This is a genomic window from Streptomyces albipurpureus (assembly GCF_023701525.1).
In the GTDB taxonomy this organism is placed as follows: Bacteria; Actinomycetota; Actinomycetes; order Streptomycetales; family Streptomycetaceae; genus Streptomyces; species Streptomyces albipurpureus.
The window spans coordinates 38,781-60,394 of the sequence record NZ_JAMQAW010000066.1 but is presented as its reverse complement, the minus strand read 5'-3'; the positions used below and the strand labels follow the sequence as shown (position 1 = coordinate 60,394).

The window sequence follows — 21,614 nt, the reverse complement described above, 5'->3', positions numbered from 1 at the left end:
TCAGGTGGGGGCGGTAGGGAGCCGGCGCGCCGGTGGACGCGGTACGGCGCACCGGGCACTGTTCTGTGTCACCGTGTCCCGGCGTCCGGGCGGAAGTCCGTCGAGACCGCCCGGCCGTCCGGGTTGAGCGGGAGGTGCAGCGCCGGCAGGAACTGACCGGCCCGCCCCAGCGCATCGGTGTCGACCATGCGGGTACGGGCCCGGTCCAGGGTCTGGTGCAGCAGACGTTCGACGTTCACGCTCGCCCAGACCCCGTTCACGCTCTCCGCTGGGACGGCCAGCAGCACGGTCTGCGGGGGCGCGGCGCTCGGCGCGCGGAACTCCAGCGTGGCCGCGGCCGTGTGCAGGGTGTCCGGCACGGTCTCCGTCCACTCGTCGACGGCCAGGCCGTACACCGGCGCGGTCAGATCGAGTGAGGTTCCCGGGAGCGTGCCGATGACCAGGGACAGACGGCCACCGTCCGGCGCTCCCTCGGGCCGCCGCGCGCCCCACCAGCGGTCGTCGGGAACATGCGGGAGTTGGGCGACCCGGACCGGGTCGGCCAGCTGGCCGATGGGCGCGGCCAGCGCGTCAGCCAGGTCGAACGCCTCCTGGAGGCGGCCAGCGCCCGCCCGTACCCTGCTGGTCTGCCGCAGCCAGCGGCGGCCCTCGCCGGGTGTGCCCTGGAGCTGGTCCGATACGGCCAGTGAGGCGTCGAGGCCGGTGCCGGCGGGGGCGAGGAACGTGTCGAGCAGGGGCAGGTCCGTGCCGAACAGGGCCCGGATACGTGCCTGGTGATGGGCGATCTGGGTGGCGTGGTCGGGAGCCGGCCCCGAAGCGGGGTGTGCGGCGGCGTAGTCGGCGACGACCCCCTCATGGGCGGCGAGTCTGGCCCGCAGTTCGCGTTCGGCGGCCACGGCCGCTTCGGCGAGTTGCCGGTCCTCCCCATGGGCGCCCGCCGGGGGCGGCACCGCTCCCGGGACGCCCGCGCCCGCGGCCCGGAGCAGGGCCGTCCGCAGTGCCACCCGATCCGGGCCGCCGGATACGGTGCCACCCAAGTCGCCGGTACCGCCTTCGCCGCGCGCCGCCGTGAGGGCCGCCAGGGTCTCGCTCACCTGCACCAGCGTGAACTCGGCCCGGTTGACGGTGTCCTGCGGATGCGTCCCCTGGCCCGGCTCCGCACCCGTCTCGGCCAGATCGGCCGCGGTCAGCGCCCGGGCGTTGTCGAAGAGCCGGCGTACGGCGGCGAGCGCGGCCAGGAACTCGGTGACCGACAGTCGTTCGGCGGGCCAACCCGGGTCCCGGGCGAAGTCCAGCGTCAGGGTCCAATCGGCGTTCACCCCGGCCGGTCTCGCCTGCTGCCAGGCGGCCAGCACGAGCCGCTGTTCCAACTCGGCGCCGCACGGGGCCAGCCCGCGCGGAGGCATGGCCAGATAGTCGACGGCGCCGAGCTCCAGGGAGTTCAGCGCGATCATGCCGGTGAGCTCCCGCGGTCCGCCGGCCGTCTTCTCCGGAGTCCGCCAGCGCAGACCGCAGACCACTCGGCCGGGCGGTGGCAGCAGCGCCGAGGCCAGGACGTCGGTGGAGGCGGCCGAGATGATCCGGGGCTGGGTGCTCACCGCCGCGGGCCACGCCAACCGGTCGGGTGTCCGGAGATTGCCCGCCAACAGCACCCGGTGAGTGACCGAGGTGGCGGCGCGCGGGGTGCGCGGGAACTCCAGCTCGGGCGGGGCGATCTCGCCGCGTGACAGCGCGTCGAGTGCCGCACCCGCCCGCTCGGGCCTGCCCTGCGCCACCTGGTGGACCCCCTCGGCGAGCAGTGCGTCGTGGACCGCGTCCACCGCGTCGCCGAGATCGTCGAGGACGGCCCGCAAGGCCAGTTGGTCGGGGCTGCCGACCGGGGGCAGACCGCCCGTGCCCCAGGGCATGGTGCCCGCGGCGTACCGGGAGTACAGCTCCAGGCCGTCGGCGACGGACGAGGGCGTGGTCGAGGGGACGGCCCTGCCGTCACTGCCGATACGAGAGGTGCGTACCGGCGCCAGGGCACGGAAGGCGGGGAGGAACCGGTCCAGCAGACCGCCCGGGCTGTTGTGCACACCGCGCTCGAACCGGTAGCCGAGTTGTGCGTTGAGCGGCAGGCCGTACCGGGCCCCCTGGAGCAGTTGCTCCGCGATCCGCACCCGCCGTGAGGACAGGTCGAGCGCCAGCGGACTGCTGCCACCCCCGGCACCGCCGTGCGAGCGGTGGGCGCTGCGCAGCACGGCGGCGGTGGTGGCCTGGGCGATCGACGGTGCCAGGACATATCCGGTGCCCTCGGCCGCCTGGACCAGCGGATGGTTCGCCTCGGCCTCGCCGGGCGGCGGATCCGCCACCGGCGCACGCGGGGCGGCGGGCTCCAGATCGGTGACCCAACCGTAGGCGCCGATATGAACGCCCGTGCTGTGGGCGGCCCGTAGGGTAGCCAGGCGCTTGGTGGCGAAGGAGGTCATCCAGGCGTCGATACGGTGGCTGCTCAGGCCCAGGGCCCCGGCGACATGGCGCTCGGCGCTCTGGGCGGGCAGCGCGGCCGCGGCGCGTAGGTCGGCGCGGTAGTCGCGCAGTGACTGGGTTGCCGCGTCGGTGGCGGGCGGTTCGGTGAGGTAGTCGCCAAGGGTGCGCGCCGGAGCGCCCGGCGCGGGTCGGGCCAGCCGTCGCCAGAGCGTCGCTGTTGTCTCGCCCTCGGCGATATCGAGTAGTTGCGGCTCCACCGGCTCGCTCGCGCCGAGGGCGTGGGCCGCCCGGGACACCTCGGTCAGCAGGCCGGCGCGGGCCAGCCGGTAGAGCAGCGGAGTGGGCCCGCCGGTCAGGTCGGCCGCGGCCTTGAGCTGGTCGGGGGTACGGTCCGCCAGCCCGGCGAGATACCCGAGCAGCCCGCCGGGCCCCGTTGCCAGCGGGGTGGCCAGCCGGAAGGAACCCGTGGCGAAGACGGCACGGGCCAGCGGCACGGTGTCGGGCAGTCCCAGACCGCGCAGCAACTGAGCCGTCTCCGTGTAGAGGCTGGTCTGCCAGCCCGCGTTCAGACGCAGCCGCAGAAAGCGCCACAGCCAGATGGCGTAGTCGCCACCGAGGAGGCTGCGGGCCCGCACCTCACGCGTGCGGGCGTCGGTCCCCAGCACCCGTACGAGATTCTGCTCGGGTGTCCCCGCGGACGCCGCGCCCAGTCGGGGCACCTGTGGCACCGACGGCTTCCACAGCGTCGAGTGCAGCCGGGTCACGAAGCCCATGCCGACCCGGTCGTCGCTCTCACCCGCAAGCGGCAGCCAGCGGCCCGTCTCCATCACCGGCAGGATGCCGTACGGCTGGGCCCCGACACGGAACGACGGCAACGGCCCCTCGGCCCGCACCCAGTCGAGATAGTGGGCCCGAATGCCTCGGATCGTGTTCTCGTCCGTGCTGCCCGCCATCATGTGCCGCAGGTGATAGCCCCAGGTGGCGGGCCACAACACGGACTGGACCAGGCGCGCGGGCGCGTCCTCGTCGTCTCCGGCGTGCGCCACCCGGGCGTAGGCCGTGGGCGCACCCGTACGGGGGAGTTGCCCCCGGGCGGTGGCGAGCGCGTCCCCGGCCCCGGTCTCCGGGTGCAGACCCAAGGCCAACGCGGCCCGGCCCACCGAGGTGTTGCCCGGTGGCGTTGTGTCGGTGTGCCGTACGGGGGCCTGCGGGAGGGCACTGGAGAAGCCGGAAGGCAGGTCGTCAGTGTTGTTCGTGGGTGTTCCGGGTGGCAGCCAGGACAGTCCGCCGGTGGCGGCGTGCGCCTCCAGTAGATCGCCCAGGCTACGGGCGGCGGTGTCGGGCGTCGCCGTCTCACCGACGCCGTACACCAGCAGCCGGTCGATGCGGGTACGGGCGACGCCCGCGGGCAGTTCGAGGGTGACGGCCATACCCGCGTCGACGGCGGCCGAGAAGTCGGTGAGCCACGCGGTCGTGGCGTCCGTCGGGGGAAGATCGTCCGGCACATCGGAGACATCGGCGGCCGGGTCGAGACCGACCACCAGGTCCGGTCGGACCGGTAGGGAGACGGCCCGCAGCTGCTGACCGCCGGTGGCGGCCAGGACGATCCACCGGGTCGGTAGGCCACGCGCGAGCGCCGGCTTGGTCCAGTCCGCCGTACGCGACCGCGGGTCGGGGAAACGAGGCAACGGGGGCCTGAAGCCCTTCGGCACCGGAATACGCGCGTCCGGGGCGAGCGGAGTGGTCGGGCGGCCACCGGGATCGGGCTCCATCACCCTGGCGACCCAGCCGGCGCGGGTCGCACCGGTCAGAGCCACCAGGCGCGCCCAGGCACCCTCCTCGCGCGGGGTGTCACCCGCCGCGCGCCACAGCGCCAGCCAGTAGTCCCGGCCCGCCTGCTCCTCATCGGGCGTCAACTCCCCTTCGTGAGAGTCCACATGGAGCACGTCGGGGAAGATCCGGATGAGCAGTCTCTCGTGTGCCGGGCCCGCGAAGCGGGTCTCCAGCCGCACCGGGAGCAGCGCGAGCGGATAGCTCAAGGACAGTGTCCAGGCCGGGTCCTGCGATGCCGCGCCGGTGGCCGGTCCGGGAATGGTGGTCATGACTGCCGGTCCTCCGGGACGTTCGCGGACGGGTCGTGCGGGAGCGGTTCGCCGGGCCAAGGAGCACCAGGGCCCGGCGGGGCGTCGGGACGGTGGCGCGACCCGCCGGGGGCGGGCCTCAGCGCCGGGGCGTCCCGGTCGGGGTCGGGTCCGGACACCGGACCGGAAACCGCGCCGGAGGCCGGCGCCAGCATGTCGTCGGCGTGGATCGCCACAAACACCGGCCGCTGTACCAGCGCCGCCGCGAGATGCGCCGAGTTGTAGGGGTCGGCCGGTGCCGGCTCCCCCTCGTCCACGCCGAACCGCAGTGCCGACGGCTGCTCCCAGAAGGCGAAGAACCACCCCGGGTCCGTACCCCCGCCCACCGCCGCCGCCCGGGTCAGCGGGAAGCAGAACACCTGGATGTCCGGGTCGAACCGGGCGGAGAACAGGGGCGGCAGTTGGGGTGCTCCCACCGTGACCGTGCGGGGCCCACCCGGCTGACCGGTCCAGGACGCGCGCCTGGCCGTGACGGCCGCGTTCGGGTAGCGGCGCAGCAGTTCGCCCCTGACCACCAGCACCAGGGATCCCTCGCCCGGTCCACCCACGCCGGTGGCATGGGTGCCGAGCGCACCACCGCCCCACTGCGCGATCGGCGGGATGTCGGCGACGGGCGCGCCCGACGGCCGGGAGCCATCAGGCGTGCTGCCCCGTACGTCCCAGAACTGCCGGAAGAAGGTGGTGGAAAGATCCACCGGAACCTCCCGCCACAGCAGTTCCCGACCCAGTTCGGTGTTGAGACCGAGCAGATACGCCTCGACGAAGGCCGGGTCGGTCTCCAGCAGGGTCACCGTCTCCGCCGGGATGTCCTGCGCGCCGCCCAATAGATGATCGGGCGACAGTTCGCGCAGCGGCTCGTACATGGGCTCGGGAAACTCCACGCCCGTCACCAGGGTGCGCAAGGGGTCGACCCCGTCGGGGACGACATCGGACAGTGGCACCCCATCCACCTCGATCCGGGCCAGCGCCCGTTCGGGGACGGTGGTCCGCGGGTTCAGCGCGGCCCGCAGCACCGCGGCCGCCTCCGACACCGGAACGGCGGGCGGCGTGGGCTGCCGGGTCAGCGCCTGAGCGGCGGCGACCACTGTCTGGTGCCGGATCGCCGCCTCGATGAACCGGGTGCCCATGTCCGCGCGGCGCTGTGTCAGCGCCGGATCGAGGTCGGCAACCGTCACCGAAGCCCCGGAGACCCGAGGAGACGCACCACCCGGCAGCGGCGTATCGCCACGCCAACTCGTGGGCACACCGGCCGCGTCCAGATCGATCGCCACCGACAGCGCCGCCTGGTGGACGGGGGTGGCGACCGTGCCGCGCAGGATCATGAGATCGGGGCGGCCGCTGCCGGTGAGGTCGGCCGCCGCCAGTGACAGAGCGGACAGCCGAGTCCCGTCGGCGGACGCGCCCCCGAAGGGCACCGCGTCAGTCCAACCACCGGTGACCAGACCGCGCCGGTTGACCGAGCGTCCGATGCGATGGGTGATCCGGTCGCGGGGAGTGCCGGACTCGGCGGTCACCAGCACCAGATCGGGAGTGTCGTCGCCGGTGACATCGGCGACGTCGATCCCTATCTGGTACACCGGGCCCCCGGGCTGCGGCAGGCCGTGGGTCAGGCTCCAGCCGCCGGTGGCCCGACCCGTGGCGTCCAGCCGCCAGCCGATCCGGTAGGCGAGCCGGGGGCTGTTCACATCGCCGGTGACGTAGGCGACGATCAGTTCGGGACGGCCGTCGCCGTCGAGGTCGGCCAGGGCGATGTCCACCGCATGGACCTTGTTCATCCCTTCCGGCAGCACGATGGTCGGCTGCCAGCCGCCGGTGACCGTACCGTCCGGGCCGAGGTCGGTCCCGACCCGGTAGGTGAGCCGGTGCTCCATCCCCGGATCGAGCCGGGTCAGCACCACCAGGTCCGGCCGGCCGCTCCCGGTGAGGTCGGCGGTCGCCGTGACGAGATGAGACTCCCGTGACGAAAGCGCCACGCCCGGCACGACCGTGCGGTCGGCACTCCAGCCACCCCGGGGCGCCGCGTCCGGGCCGAGATCGGACCCGGTGCGGGAGCGCATGGTGGAGGCGCCAGGCGGTGGATTGAGGTCGAGATGGGAGACCAGCACCGAGCCGAAGAGGCCGACCTTGGGCGCGAAGCGGCGCCGGTCGCCGAGCGCGGGGTCGATCCAGTTGCCCTGGCCACCAGGGTCGGAGGGGATGCCGAAGTCCTGCACCGCGGTGGTGCCGGCGCTGTTGTAGGTCAGGCGCGCCACCCGACCGTCGGCCAGTGTCACAAAAGCACGGTCCGGGGCCTGGGGGTCCTGCGTGGGCGGGAAGCCACGGTGGGCCGGACGGTCGGCCCAGCGATACACCGTCCAGGCGGGGGAGGCCGAGAGGTTCCGGCCCTGCGCCCAGGCGCCGTTCGCGAGGGTGACCTGCTGGTACTCGCCGGAGGGAGCCGCGATCGCGGTGATGTCGACACCCAGTGGCCTGGGGTAGGAACGCCACAGCGGGGTCAGACCCGGCCGGTACTCCCACAGCTGACCGTCGTTGCCCAGCGCCCTGATACCAGTCGAGCCGTTGGGCACGATGGACTGGAGCTGAGCGGACGGCGGCGTGGGTACGGAGTGCCACTCCCCAATGCCGCTGGAGGTGATCCGGCGCTCGTAGAGTCCGCCGTGAGTGGTCATCACATAGGTCTGACGTCCGCTCGGCATGGGCGCCGGGGTACCGGACAGATAGCTGAGGACGCCATAACCCGGATCGCCGTGCTGGGTCCACTCGCCGGTGCTCAGATTCAGCTGTGCCAGGCCCAGTTGCGCCGTGGTGATCCAGAGACTGTCGCCCGCGATTGCCGGTCCGGCGTGGAAGTGCGGACTCCTGCCGTCCGGCATCGGGTGCGCCACCCAGATCCAGCGGTCGCCGTCCCAGCGCCGCTCGGCCAGTTCGCGCCAACCAAGGCCGACCACCTTCACACTGAACACCCGGCGCTGGCCCGGGACGACCGCAAGACCACCCGTGAACGAGGGACTGGTATAGACCTCGGGAACGCAGTGGTCGCGCCACACCCGCTCGCCCTCCGTGCCCATCGGCACCAGCTCGAACAGCGAACTGGAGTCGCTCAGACCGGAGTTGGTGCCCACGAACTGGAACAGCCGGTCGCCGACGAAGGCCGGTGCGGAGGAGGCGGCGAGCGGCCACAGCGTCACCGGTCCCGGTGGCGGTGGCGGCGGGGTCAGCCACCAGGGATCCGCCGAGCTGAGGAAGGCGGCGCTGAGCCGCTCCAGCGGCAGCGGGTTCCCGACCGCGTCCCGCAGCACCGAGTCCGACACCGCGCCGGTGGGCAGTTGAGCGGGGGGTACGGGGGTGGCGGCGCCGGTGGCCAGCGCGGTGACGGCCGCGCCGGCGTCGGCCGGGGGAGTGCCCGCTCCCTGCGGGCCCGGCGCGCTGCGGGCGGTGCGGCGAAAGGCGGTGGTCGTCGCGGCGGCGACGCCCGGGTTGCCATCGACCAGTTCGGCCAGGCTCCGCGCGGCCATGGCGGCATGGCCGTCGCGCTCCTGCGCTGCTTGACCCAGCTCCGACACTCCGGCCGCGCCCTGCGGGCGGGCGGGTGTGCCCTGGGGAGCATCGACCAGATCGTGCACGGGCCGGGTGAGGGCGAGCAGTTCGGCGTCCCCGAAGGCGCGGGTGGCACCCGGGGAGGCGAGCCCCGCGTCCCCGGGCTCACCGGGGGCGGTGTCCGCCACCATCCCAGGCGCCAGCGCCGCGCCGCCCGACGAAGTCCGGGCGATCCGACGGCGGTGCAGGGCGGAGCCCGCACCCCGTGCGAGCCGGGCAAGGCCCAGCAAGCCGTTGGCCTCCCGTAGGGCGGCGGCCTGCTCCTGTACCGCCGCCACCAGATCTTCCTGGTGGTTCTGGATGATCCGGGCCCCCAGCGCCGCCACCGCCCGGTGCTGCGGCTCCAGATTGACGGCGGTCAGCCAACTGGGCCCGGCCCCGTCCGGGGGCAGCGTGACAGGGCCTTGAGTGCCCAGATACGCGGCGCCGTACAGGGGCGGTGGCAGTCGGTCGGTCGCCGGGGAGAACCGCACCCGCATCGCAGCACGCCAGGCGGGGCCGATGGGCCAGGGCGGACGCGGCCCCGGAGCGCGCAGCGCGCTGCCGAGCCAGCCGGTGGCATCGGGGGCGCCCGGGGTGAGCGGCAGCACCCCCGCCCGTGAGAGGTCCAGCGGCCGCGAGCCCGCTTCGGGAAACGCACGGGCACTCAGCTTCCGGGCCAGGTACTCGAAGTCACCGCTCTGGCCCGTACCAAAACGCCAGGTGTGGTAGACGGGCAGGGTGACCTTGCCCGCCGTGCCCTTCCAGGCGTCGGTGAGCGGCCCGGTGGCGTGGCCGCCGAGCGGTAGTCCGAGACCGGCCAGTTGCCCAGCCTCGTACGCGGGCACCAGCGCGGCGACATACCGGGTGGCGCCGGCCAGTGGCGTGGGGCAGATGATCCGCGAAAGCGAGAGCTCTGACGGGCCGCCGAGCACATCGAGCGGATCGGTGCCCTCGGCGGTGACGAGTTGGGCGTGCGCCCAGTCCCAGGAGTGCGCGAGATCGGGCAGTGAACTGACCGGGCAGGTCAGCGACGGCAGCGCACCCTCGGCCGCCGGGGGCGCGAAGACCGCCGCTTCCTCGGCCACGACCACCAGGACGAGCCAGGGGCGCAGCCGCCCCCGGGCGTCGGGGCCACCGGGCGAGAACATCCACGGCAGGTCGGGCCGGTCGAACTCGACGGAGGCAAAACCGGTGGTCTCCACTCCTTCCGTCCCGGGCTCGGGGAAGGCGCGGATGATCTGCGCCGCGTCCAGGCCGGTGACATCGCCTGGCCCAAGCAGCGTCACGGTGACCGGGGGCACGGCGAGTTGGGCCGCCGTACCTCCGTCGACACTCCGGGCGACGGTCAGACCGACCTTCACCCCGGCCCGGGCGCGAGCCGGGCCGGTTCCCTCGCCCGCTTCGGACAGGCCGCCCACGAGCCCGTCCCTCACCCATGGCAGAAACCGGAGACCGCCCGAGGCCGTGGTCTCACCGGTCGCCGTGCTCGCCCGCGAAGCGCGGCTCGTATCCGATGTGTTGTGTGCGTCTGGGGTCATGTTCCTGTCTGTCGCGAGATTCGTGCCGGTCGTCGTGGTCGCGTCGCTCGCCGAGGATTCCCCGGAGGTGCTGGTCCGGCCGCTTGCCGCGCCGTCACCGGCCTCGGTGGTCCGATCGCTCATCGGGTGCCGCCTGCCAGGGAGACCGGGGCGCCGCAGGCCGCGGTGACCGCGGCGACGCGCGGTGCCCGGCCAGGTGCCCGGACCGCGGTCGGCCAGTCGGCCGGGCGGGCCTCCTGCAGCGCTACCGCCCTGTCCCACGCCTCCACATAGCTGTCTGCGGTGTCGGTGACGACTCCCTGCACACCGCCCCCGGCGGCGGTGCCGGCCGCGTGAGCTACGCTCCCCGACGCTGTGTCCGTGCCGTCCATGGCCGGTGGGCGTCGCCCCCCGCTGTCTCCCGCACTGTCTCCTGCGGGTGCGCGCGACTGACCCATCTCGGCCGACCCGGCCGTACCGACCTGCCAGGTGTGACCGCCCACGGCGATCCCCGCCGCAGTCGGCCGGAAGCGAGAGCCGGTCCGGGCGCGCGCCGCGGGCCCGAAACCCGCCAGTGCGAACAGGGACCCAGGTGCCAGTGACTCGGTTGCCGGGAGCTTCGACGCGCGTGCTCCGGGTGCGCCGGACCCGGCGTCGGAGCCCGCGGCGCCGTCGCCCACCGGCTCCGCCGCCTGCCCGTGCCGAGCCCCCGCCCGGGCGCCGCCGGCAGCCGCCGAAGCGGCCGTCACCACCCCGGGTCCGTCCACGATGATCGGCTCGTATCCCAGGGTCACATACGCCGCCCGCTCGGTGCCGCCCGCGGGTCCCGGCCCCTTCCCCGTCCCGGCCCGCAGCTTCCCGATACTGATCCCGACGCCCGAGCGCAACTGCTCGAACGAAGCACTGCTGAGCTTTGCCGCGTCGGCCAGCTCCCTGTACTGGGCGGGCGCGAACCAGTCCCGCACCGCCTCGCCCAACTCGGCATCCGTCCGGGCCGCGCCCTCGCCGCAGGCCGCCGCGGCGATGTCGTACGACGTGGGCGCGGCCAGCGGATCGGTGCCGATCCGGCGTACCGCCAGACCCAGCGGCAGCACCTGCTGGGCAACGGTCAGACCGCCGAGCGGATGGGCCAGCACCTCGCCGGGCCCCGGCGACGTCTGCCGCAGGGACACCACGCCCTGCCCAGCGGGCGGCACCGTCGACCAGGCCGCTGGATCGGCGAGTGCGGTGAGCACCGCCTCGGTCGGGTCCACCGGCTCGGGCAGCACCTTGGGACCCGAGCGCCCCGCAGTGATCTCAAAGCCGACCGAGACCGAGACGAACCACAGTTTGATCCGCGCACGGCCCTTGGCGTGCCAGGGACTCGGCCCGGACAGCTGAAGGGCGAGATCGATCGCGAGGAGCGTCCTGGAGCCGCGCTTGACCGACGCCGACGCGTGGATGTCCACGATGAAACCGAACGGCGAGAACTGGATCAGCGCGTCGTACCCGAGCCGCCCGAGCACCGTGAACCCGGCCTTCTCCACCTTCACATCCACCTGCGCACCGTGCTGCACGGTGTTGGAGGTGACGGCGAGATAGCCCTCGACCCGGACCCGGGGGTTGTCACCCTTGGCGAGCGAGATCGCGACGCGTCGCAGCGCGGGGAAGTTCTTGGGCCGCCCGGTGAAACGCGGATGGAAACCGCCGATGGAGAGGGTGAACTCCCGCTTCGCGCCCCACGAGGCGCGCAGCGCCATATCGCCCGTCACCGGGAAGCCCGCCACCGAGGACTCCACCAGACTGGCGTCGAGTGACGCCTCCTTGCGGCCCAGGTCGACCAGGCCGACCGCGTCCATCCGCAGCACCACCACCGGCGCTATGGGCGCCGGGAGGGTGATGGTGACCCGGGCCAGCAGCCCGATCCGCACCGGCGCCGGCAGCTCCACGAAGAGGGCGAGGTCAGCGACCGCCAGCGCCTTCGCGGGCGCGGACGGGCTGCTTCGGTCGGGAGTACGCGGTCCCCAGGTGATCCTGGCCATCAGCCCGAGGAGGTAGCGGTCGGGGGCGACCGGGAAGAGCTGGGACAGGGAGGCGACGATCTGCGGGCCGTTGGCGACCGGGTCGGCGGGGAACAGCACGGAGTCCAGCGCCTTGGTCCGCACCCCCGCGCGCAGTGCGTCCGCGTCCGCCGCGCGGTGCAGCCCGACCAGGACCCCCAGGCCCTCCAGGGCAAAGCCGGGGCTGGGCGGTGCGGGTGCGATACCGGAGGCGATGACGAGCAGCGAGAAGATGTCCCGGCCGGCCTTGTCGCGCAGCGGACGGCCATCGGCCTGACGGGTGTTCAGCAGCCCGACCGCGGAGAGCTGGTAGTTCATGACGCGCAGCTGCGCCGCGCCGGCGTAGCTGCCGCGTTCCTGGTCGATGGAGAGATAGCCGCCGCCACTGACCAGATCACTGTCCACGGACAGTGCGATACCGCTGGGCAGTTTGAAACCCGTGGTGAGGTGCATCGGGCCGGCGTTGCCGCCACCGGGTGGGAAGGCCACCGAGGTCTTCAGTCCGAGGCGTTCGACCGATGCGAGAACCGGGCCGAGCGCGAGCCGCGCGCTGACGGACGCCTCCACGGTGGCGACGGGGTCGGCGGGCCCGGCCTCCGGGGTGCCGACGCGCAGGGCCAGATGGAGCTGGTCGATGGTGAGCGGCCCGAGCGCGATATGCAGCGGCAGGCTGGTTTCGAGACCGGCGCGCCCGGTGAGGGCCAGCCCGTTGCGGCGACTCCAGGCGAGACCGAGGTCAAAGGGCACCACCAGGCCCTGGTCGGGCAGGATACGGCGGAGGAAGGAGTCGGCATCCCCCTGGGAAGGGGCGATCCGCACCGCGCCCTCCGCCGCGTCGAACGACAACCCCCAGTCGGCCCGAGCGTCCCCGTCCCCGCCGAACTCGGCGAACGCCTTGGCCGACAACCGCCCGAGTTCGACCCGGGTGCCGGTGGGCGCGCCGAACGTCCAGGCCGGCTCGCCGGTGGCGCCCCGGCGATCGGCGGTCAGCGCGAACCGTACGTCCGGTGGCCCGTCCACCATGACCAGGCCCTGTGGCCCCCAGGCGAAACCTGCCGTACCGCCCGCCAGTTCCATGGCGATGTTCCAGCCGCCCGCAGCTGCGGACAGCCCCAGCTCGCCCCAGGGCAGTACGACCACACCGAGCCCGCCCCGGTCCTTCGGAGAGAGGGCGATCCCAGCGCCCCACTCGACGCGCCCGGAGCCCTGCCCCACTCCGCCGGAGATCCCCAGCATCCGGGACGTCAGCTCGGCGCTCGCGGCACTCTGTACGGGCCCGATGCCCGGCACGGCCCCGTACCCCGCGTCCAGCCCGAGGGCGTTGAGCAGGGCCGCGATCCGGGGGAAGAGCAATGCGGCGGTGGCGTCCGCTTCCTGGTTGGTGAGGTCGCCGCGCCATGGGTACAGCTCGCCCAGCAGTACCTCCGGTTCGGTGAGCAGCCGTCTGATCCGATCGGGGCGCAGCCGGTCGCGGGAGACGGCCAGCCGTACGGGGACCTGGGGCGGACCTGGCATCGGCTCACGGGTGGGCAGCGGCCCGGCCTGCTCGACCAGTCCCAGCAGTACCAGGGCGTGGTAGAGCGCGGGGGTGCGGGTGCTCAGGTAGCGAACCGCCAGATGGCTGACCAGATCCTCGCCGAGCGCGGGCAGCAGCCGGGGGTCCGGAGCCGACGCCTGCCACACCGGCGGCAGCGCCTTCAGCGCCCCCGCTGCCTTCCCCGCCTGCTCGGCCCGCTCCTTGACCTCCTCCAGGGAGCCGGGTAGTCCGGCCGCGAGTTGGCGGTCCAGTTCGGCGTAAGCGGCCTTGAGCGCGGCGAGCCAGGCGTCGAACTGCTCCTCCAGCCGAGCCGGATCGCCGATCCTCAGCTGCTCGCCGAGCGCGACGAGGTCCCAGCCCAGCTCCTCGGTGAGGGCGTGGCGGCGGCCCGGGTCGCCCGCGGCTTCGAGCAGCGGGCGTACGAGAGACTGGATCTCGCGCCAGACGCGTTCGAGGAGGTCGCGCTCGTGGCGGGGGTCTCGGGGGAGGGCCTGGTGGTGGGTTTCGCCCATGGCGGCATCGTCCTGACGGCAGGTCGGAGGTGTGTCCCGGTGGCGGCGGCACCGGGAACCGGGTGCGGGGCGGAACGGCGGGCCGGGCAAGGTGCCGGCTGGCGTGCCGTACTCATCAGTGCGGGGTGCCGGTCCAGGGCAGGTCCGTCGCGTCGAACCGGAAACTGTCCCGGTCGGTGCGGAGCTGGCGCTCGCTGTTCTCGCGCCGGGGATCGGGGGCCGTGGGCGGGTCGGCGAGGGGGAGTTGGTTGATCGGCAGGGTCCAGTGGTTCGGGCTGTTCTCGGCGGGCCAGTCGTTCACGGACGCCACGGTGACGCCGAAGTCGTTGTTCGGCACGCTGTCCATCATTCCGGCGATCAGCCACTGCTCCTCCGCATGGCTCCATTCGGCCGGGGGCTGCGCCAGATCGGCGTTCGTACCGCAATGGGCACGGGCCCACTGGAGCGCGCTCTGGAGTTTCTTGCCGGCGCGCGGAACGTCGGTGTCTCCCTCCTCGGTGCTGCGGACGATGAAGGCGGGCCGGTTGACATGCCACCGCACGATCAGCCCGATGGCGCGTTCGGAGGTGAACACCTCGCCGATGGTGGGGCGTCTGGTGGTGCCGTCGGGCTCCGTGATGTCCTCAAGGTCCGCGTTGGCCACCTGGGCTGTCTGGGGCCAGGAGACGCTCAGCACATCGGCGACGCGCTGGCGGGTGGCACCCCACATCTCCCGGCGGAAGGCGTCTTCGGCCCGGAAGGCCATGCACAGGCGGTAGTACCAGTGCCAGCCGCGGAAGCGGTTGTACTCAAGGACCGTCCGGGGAACGGCCACCGAACCGGTCTCGGTGTCCTGTTGTGCGCTGGAGACGTACACCCGTCCGGTCTCGTCCCAGATGGCGTCGGCCCCCCACGTCTGAGCGGGGTTGATCCCGGTAGCGCCGAAGTGCTTCTGGTAGGTGGCGGGGTGGCGGAACTTGAGGAGTGCCAGAAAGGCCCACATCTCGCCCCGGCGGACTCCCCAGCTGTCCACCGGTGCGGGGGTGGGGGTGGGCGCGTTCGCGACCACCGGATAGTTCTCGCCGGGCACAGCGGTGGGGCCCATCGTCCAGTGGAACAGGCCGCCCGAGAGGAAGGCGCTGTCATAGGAGTTGAGCACGTCGTAGTATCCGATCGACTCCACGTCGCTGACGGCCCGGATCACCTTGAAGGTGGACAGCCGGCCGTCGTTCGGATCGTCGGTGGCGGCCCTGACCAGATCCGCCAGTGTCGGGTGGGTGCCCTGGCTGGCCGGCAGCAGGTTCTCCGGCAGCACCTCGCTGTCGGGGTGCCAGCTGGAGTTGGCCGATGTCCCACCACCGCCGTCGAACTGCACGTCGACCTTGTACGGGACGTTGTCCGCGGTGCCTGGTCCGTTCAGATCCACCCCCTTGTACTCCTGGTGGTAGTCCATCCAGTAGGCCAGCCGGATACGGAAGGCTCCCGCGGGCAGTCCACCCGGCTGGGGGACCCGGTGCGCCGGGGGAACCGGGTGGCGCCCGGTGAAGTCGGTGACGTAGATGGATCGGGAGATCTCGCCCGGCTCGGTGTGCCGCCAGATGTTGCCCATACCGGGAGCGGGGTTGTGGGAGTGTGCGGCGTTCGTGCCTCCGACGAACGCCTCGACCACCACCGGGCAGCGCCACCGCTCCCGCTTCCAGAGCGCGATGGCCCAACGGGTCTGGTCGTTGACGACACCGCTGACCGGTCCCGCGTACCACTGGTCATCGGCGACGGTGGCGGCGGACAGTCTTGCGACATAGCGCGCGGGCGGGTTGGAGACCTCGGGCTCGTGGGCGACGGTGCGGTACTGCGCATAGGTCTGGAACTCGCGCACACCCCACTCCGTGTGGTGTCCAAACACACCCGCCAGGTCGCCCCGGACGATCGCGAAGCCCAGCTCGGCCAGATCGTTCTGGAGATCGCGGACATGGGTGCCGGCCGTGCAGTTCGCACCGGCGTAGACCCCGTTCGCACCGTTGTGCGGGTCGCGGTCGCCCCGCCGTAGCGCGAGCGACGCGTACAGGCCGGGCACGTACAGGCTCTGGCGCCGGTCGAGGACGACGGGGAAGGCGCTGTACGGCGCGATGGTGGTGTCTGCCAGGTGCTGGATGGCGAAGTGCACGGCCTGGACGGCGACCTGGCGTTCGGGGATGAAGGTGAGGGACACCTCGCTCAGTGACTCCCGGCCCACGAGCTGGCTGCCGGGGCTCCAAGCGGCGCGGTAGCGGCGGTGGTTGAGGATGGAGTCGACGAAGGTCTGGGCGGTCACCCGGGAGACGACGGCCGGATTGCCGTCCTCGTCCACAATGCCCTCGTCCTCGACCACTGTCTCCACCGGGAGCGGTGTTCCCGGCCGGGGCGCGGACTCACTGTCGCCTGGTGCGGACACCGTCGGGGTGACGTCGACGTACCACTCGGGACGGCGGGCCAGCCGCCGCAGCGCGTCCATCTCGCCCACCTGCGGATGCCCGGTGACCTGCCAGGGGATCGGTGTGAGCCCTTCCTCGCGCAGCTGTACGCCGGCGGTGACCGCCGGGGCCGGGTCATCCCAGCCCACCCAGCGGCGCCGGCCCGACGTCCCCTCGGCGTTGGTGTAGCCCGCCGAGTGCAACGCCAGGTCGGCGGGGCCGGCGCCGAGCAGGGCGCCCGCGACGAGATGGCCGATGGTGGCCTCACCGGGTACCGGCTGTGAAGCGGGGGAGCCGGGCGTGCGGTAGGCGCGTTCGGCGGAGAGCCGAATGGTGTCGGCGAAGGCGTGGCCCGATCCGCCCGCGAGGACCAGGAGCTGACGTCTGCGGACGCGGTCCGCTCCGGCCGGCACCCGACGGGTGGCGAGCCGGTTGAGGGCGTAGTGGTATCCGGCGCTGTCGGCGGCCCAGGACCCGGTCTGGTCGGTGGCTACCGTACGGTCGTCGGAGTGTCGTACCCGGTGCAGCGGCACGGCCGACGCGACCAGGGTGAGGGTGTCGGGCCGGGCCTCGGGCAGCAGGTCCAGCATGGTGTCGAGAGCACCGTCGCCCACCGGTCTGCGGTCCTCGCCCACCACGGCGAGGGAACGGCGGGTGGCGACGTCGAGCACCAGCAGCTGCCAGCCCCGGCCGGTCATCAGATAGTGGTAGTCGAGCGCGCCCGACGGCCGGGTGAGGGTGGTGTCGGGAACACCGGCCCGGGCCGCGATGGCCGCGCTCTGGGCGTCCTCACCCCGTGCGGTGGAGCGCAGCCAGCCGCTGAGCGCGTCCAGCAGCAGCCGGCCGGGTGAGGACGCGCCGGTGAACTGTTCTGGGGTGTTCCCCCAGGCGCGCAGCACGGCATGGGCCGCGAGCGCGTTCTGCACCACCCGCCGTCCGGTGGTGTCGGTGAGGAGGGCGGTGGACTGGGCCGTACCGCCGTTCCAGCCGGGGCTGATGTCGTGTTCGCCGAGGCCGGTGAGGACCGGGACGTTCGCCAGGACCCGGCGAACGGCGGGCAGTCCGCTCCGGAACGACCTCAGCGCAGCTGTCTGGTCGCGCCAGGCGGCGAGCCGGTCGGCCAGCGGGCGTTGGGCGGCGGTGGGCTGGTAGGGCTTGCCTGCGAGGATCCTCGCGCGCAGTGGGGCGGGGAAGGAGGCCCAGCCCGGGTCGGGGTGCACCGTCTCGACAGCGGGTGGTTCCGCGGGCCACAGCGTGTCCGTCCACATCATCAGCTGCATCGCCGCGTACTCGGCGAACGACAGCAGATGGTTCGGCGCCGGGGTGGGAAGCCTGATGCTCTCGCACAGCGCCGCACGGGTGCCTGGGCCGAGGGCACCGGGCTGCTGAGCCGCGGTCCCGGGCAGTACATCGTCCCGGATACCGAGGGTGGCCACGGCCGAACGCACCATGGACAGGGTGGTGTCGGCGACATCGGCCGCGGTGATCTGGTCACCGTGGAGCAGGAGCAGATGTGGACGGCGGCGGGAGTCCGCACTCGCCAGGGAGCGCTCGATGACCGTGTCGGCGTGGGCCAGCATGTCGGGGCCGGAGGCGTGGGGCCGCCGGGCGCCGCCATGGAGGACACGCAGACCGTCGGCGGTGGCGGGCGCCGTGACAAAGCTGGGCAGTTGCGGGGCTGGGGCCGGGTAGCAGAAGAGCTCCCGGGCGAGTTCCGGAGTGGCCGCGGCCACCCCCGCCGCCATCAGGTCCTGCCGGGCCGATCCGGCGGCGGTGAAGCCGACCCGGTAGCGGTAGGTGGTGCCGGGTTCGAGCGGCGCGCCCTGAGCCGTGACGGTCGCGGTAACGGCGACGGCGTGCGCGTGCCCTCCGAGTGCGACGGTGGCCGCCGTACCGGCGAGCAGCGGCGCCGCGTCCGCTGGACCCGAGCCGGGTATGACCTCGACGACGACCTGCCGCGGCTCACGAGTGACGACGAAGACCGTGACGCCTTGATCGTCGACCCGGCGCAGTACCGGCCCCGCGACGACCAGCGGCGATGCGGTCGCCAAGCTATCGGAGGCTCCTGTGGACACGTGTAGATTCTGCTCGGACAACCGCGTTCCCCCTGCTGCGGCAGTGCCGCCCCCGTCTGCCGGGTGGACCCCCTCCACCCGGTACCCGCCGGTGATCTGACCAGGCGTCAGTCAAGCCCCGGGAGGCCCGGGTACCGACCGTCCAGATCCTGCACACGAGTGAGCGGCGGTCGCAAGTGTTTGTTGAAAACCAGTCGATCACACCCGCCGTTCTCGTACAGATGGTCCATCGTCCTGGTCTATGCGCGTAGGGGGCATACGCTGGTGGATGTACCTGCGAGGCGGACTATTCAGCCATGTCGGGCGTAGGGGCCTTGGTTCTGCGCCGGGGGTGTGAGCCTCGTGCGGCGCGCTCGAAACCCCTGTCCGCCCCACGAGTTGCCGAAGCCGCCGAGGCTGGCGGTGTGAGCCCCGTGGGGCGCGGCTTCTACCGGTCCCGTCGAGACCCCCAACGGGACCGTTCCCGACACCGGATGCGTCGATGGGAAGCGCCGGTACTCCGGTCCGCGCACGGCCCTGGAGATGCCGTCCTCCGACCTGCCCGCTGGACACCTCTACGCCGTGTCGCTGCGACACACCAGGAAGGGGCCGAAGCCCGTCCCACCCTCTGGGGGCTTGCCTACGGGGTTCCTCCGGGGAAGCCGGGCCGATGCCGATGCGGCCGTGGTCGAAGGCCTCTGCCGCGGCCTTCCTGCGACAGCGGTGCGGAGGAGCGCGGTGCCTGCCCGCGATGGCACCCCACTACCGCCCCGCGTGGCACTCAACCACTCCGTGGCACTCAACCACTCTGTGGCGTACCACCACTCCACCCGAGGGGTCCCATGTCGCAGAGCGCACAACGCGGCTCAGGCTCCTTGCCGCCGTCCCCGCCGGTACGGATTGCCGGAAGCCCGTCTCAGCCCAGGAGCGCGGTGCTGCTGGTGGGCTCGTGGCGCTGCTGGCCGTTGATCCGGTGCCGTTCGATGGAGGACTGGCGATAGACCTCTTCGCGGACGCGTTGGATCTCGCCAAGGGGCCGGTGTTCCTCGCGTACGCGCCAGGGGGTGATCGATGTGGCATCGGCGATCTCCAGGTTGTGTTCATCCGAGATGTCCTGACGGGGAACCTCGATGCGGGCCACGGTCACCCACGGCGACAGGCTTTCGGGCCATTCCACCGAGGTGTTGTCCACCGGCATCCGGGTCAGATCGGTGTTCAGCTGAGCCTGGAGTTCGAAGCCGTGGTCCCGCTCGGCGGCCTCCGCGATCAGTGTGTTCCGGTACGCCTCAGCATCGGCGGTGGGGTCAACGACGCCGTGCACGATGCCATCAAGGGATGCCTGGGTCGGAGTTGACCGCAGTTTGGCGATGTAGTCGCCGTGGCGGAACGCTCCGACACTGTTGTAGGTGTAGGTGAGCAGATTCTTCCAGGGGATCGCCGCGAACGACATGATCGACATCAACTCGTCCCAAAGCCATGCGTCACGAGGCAGGGTTCCTTTGCGGGTGAGGAGATCACCCAGCCATCTGTTGCGTGTCGCCGGAGTCATCAGTACGTCAGGAAGCTCGCTGAACAGTTCGTCGATCACCACATAGTCCTGCACGGTGTTCGCGAAGAACGTCCGGCTGTTCATGAGATTCAGGTCGAATGTCGTCGCCTCGGCCTCATCCGCCAGCAGTGAGGCACCGGGTACCCCGAACACCTTGATTCCCATGCCGCAGGCCGGGCCGAGGAGCGCGTCGGCCCGCAGGCGACCGAGGCCGTTGGAGAAGCGGACGACCGCATCGTATCTACCTGGCGCGGCGAAGACGCCCTGCCCGTAGATGTCGTTCAGCTCGGGAACGGTGACGGTGGCCTTGGCCAAGCCGTAGCTCTTGCCGTGGGCGCCACGTACCGCCCTGCCCACTCCCTCACGCACGACGGATTCCCTGATCTTCCGGACAACATTCTGGACGATCTCGTCCAGCGCCTCCTGATAGCCGGGAGGCTCGATCGGCTTGTACTCCGTGTACTTGACGAATCCCATGGCGGGCGTGGCTCCTGTTGCGCTGCTGGATCGAGTCGTTTGGACTGTGTCGGTCGTGAGAGTCGGATGTGAGTGGGTGGGAGCCGGCGGTCGCGCGCAGGCCGGTCAGACCGCTTCCGGCCGTTGCGGACTCCGCCCTACCCGGATGAGCGGCACGAAGACCCACCTTGAGACGGCCAGGGCTGCCGCTGCCCACCCACCCCTACAACTCTGCGGCCGTGAGGGGGGTTACGGCCCGAGGCGGTGGTCGCGTCCCGGGGGGCGTCCGCCTAGGCGATCTCTCCGCCCGGAAGGCGCTCGGGACAGGGGTCGGGCAGGCGATGCCTCATAAAGGGGACGCTGGTGGTGAACTCGCGGAATTTCCGCGCTGCCTCGGACAGATGGGTATCGCGGTTCCACACCAGGTTGAGCACCCGATGGCAGTCTGGGGCGTCCAAGTGCACCCAGGCGACGGGGACGCGCTTGTCCGTACCGACCTGGCGGGACATCGCGGGGATGAGGCCGATACCGAGGCCCGCGCTGATCATGTCCTGGCTGGCACCTGGCTCGTCGCCCTCGCAGGACAGCAGCGGCGCAAGCCCTTCGGATGCGAACAGCCGATCGAGGAGGGCGCGCTGCCAGTTGCCGAGGCGTGTGGTGACGAAGGGCTCGTCGGCGATCTCCGGGACCGTCACGCTCTCCCGCCCGGCGAGCCAGTGCCCTGGCGGAACCGCGAGCAGCACCTCCTCGCGGAGCAGCTCGATCGAATCGAGGTTCGCGCCGGTCAGCGGCTGTGAGGCCACACAGAAGTCGACGTCCCTCGCACGCAGGCGGCGGTCCATGTCTTCCGCGTTCGACTGGAAGAGACGCACATCGGCACGGGGGTGAGCGACCCGGAAGCTCCCCAGGAGATGGGTGATCGTCAGCAGGGTCTCGGAGGCGACACTGACCCGGCCGAGGCCCGTGTCACGAGCCTCACGGACGGCCCGTCGGCCGTCGTCCAGCTCGCTCAGGGCGCGGTCGACATGGCGCAGGAATATCGCACCGTACTGGTTCAGCCGGACGCGGCGGCCCTGCCGGTCGAAGAGCCGGGAACCGAGCTCGGCCTCCAGGCGCGCGATGGTGCGGCTCAGCGAGGGCTGGGCAACGCGCAGTTCCTCCGCCGCGCGGCTGATGTGCTCATAACGGGCGACGGCCTGGAAGTAGCGCAACTGCAGCAGGTCCACGGTCCACCTTCACTTATGCCTTCTGAGTCATCTTCATATGGCAAAAACGGTCTTGGAACACATAAGCAATTCTCCCTACGGTCATCTCCATCGGGGTCACCGCCCC

The 21,614-nt window shown here is 72.2% G+C and carries 6 protein-coding genes; all 6 read right to left on the bottom strand.

All coding sequences use genetic code 11. The annotated features are described in order from the left end of the window. Nucleotides 1-68: 68 nt before the first annotated feature. The 6 genes from NBG84_RS34165 to NBG84_RS34140 all read right to left on the bottom strand — a co-directional run bounded on the left by NBG84_RS34165 (nucleotide 69) and on the right by NBG84_RS34140 (nucleotide 21,508). Nucleotides 69-4,571: a hypothetical protein gene (locus tag NBG84_RS34165; RefSeq protein WP_250923575.1), complete on the bottom strand. Its 4,503-nt coding sequence runs from the start codon at nucleotides 4,569-4,571 to the stop codon at nucleotides 69-71. Next, nucleotides 4,568-9,850 (bottom strand): hypothetical protein, encoded by a 5,283-nt coding sequence (locus tag NBG84_RS34160; RefSeq protein WP_250923566.1) that lies wholly within the window; start codon nucleotides 9,848-9,850, stop codon nucleotides 4,568-4,570. Before NBG84_RS34160 ends, NBG84_RS34165 begins: the two co-directional genes overlap by 4 nt. Beyond that, complete coding sequence (locus tag NBG84_RS34155; protein WP_250923565.1) at nucleotides 9,847-13,794, bottom strand: DUF6603 domain-containing protein; 3,948 nt, start codon at nucleotides 13,792-13,794, stop codon at nucleotides 9,847-9,849. Before NBG84_RS34155 ends, NBG84_RS34160 begins: the two co-directional genes overlap by 4 nt. A gap of 115 nt (nucleotides 13,795-13,909) precedes the next feature. Beyond that, nucleotides 13,910-18,274: a DUF7800 domain-containing protein gene (locus NBG84_RS34150; protein WP_250923564.1), complete on the bottom strand. Its 4,365-nt coding sequence runs from the start codon at nucleotides 18,272-18,274 to the stop codon at nucleotides 13,910-13,912. 919 nt (nucleotides 18,275-19,193) lie between these two features. After that, nucleotides 19,194-20,303, bottom strand: a complete 1,110-nt coding sequence (locus NBG84_RS34145) for a catalase family protein (protein WP_250923563.1) — start codon at nucleotides 20,301-20,303, stop codon at nucleotides 19,194-19,196. 269 nt (nucleotides 20,304-20,572) lie between these two features. Next, nucleotides 20,573-21,508, bottom strand: a complete 936-nt coding sequence (locus NBG84_RS34140) for a LysR family transcriptional regulator (protein ID WP_250923562.1) — start codon at nucleotides 21,506-21,508, stop codon at nucleotides 20,573-20,575. Nucleotides 21,509-21,614: the final 106 nt, after the last annotated feature.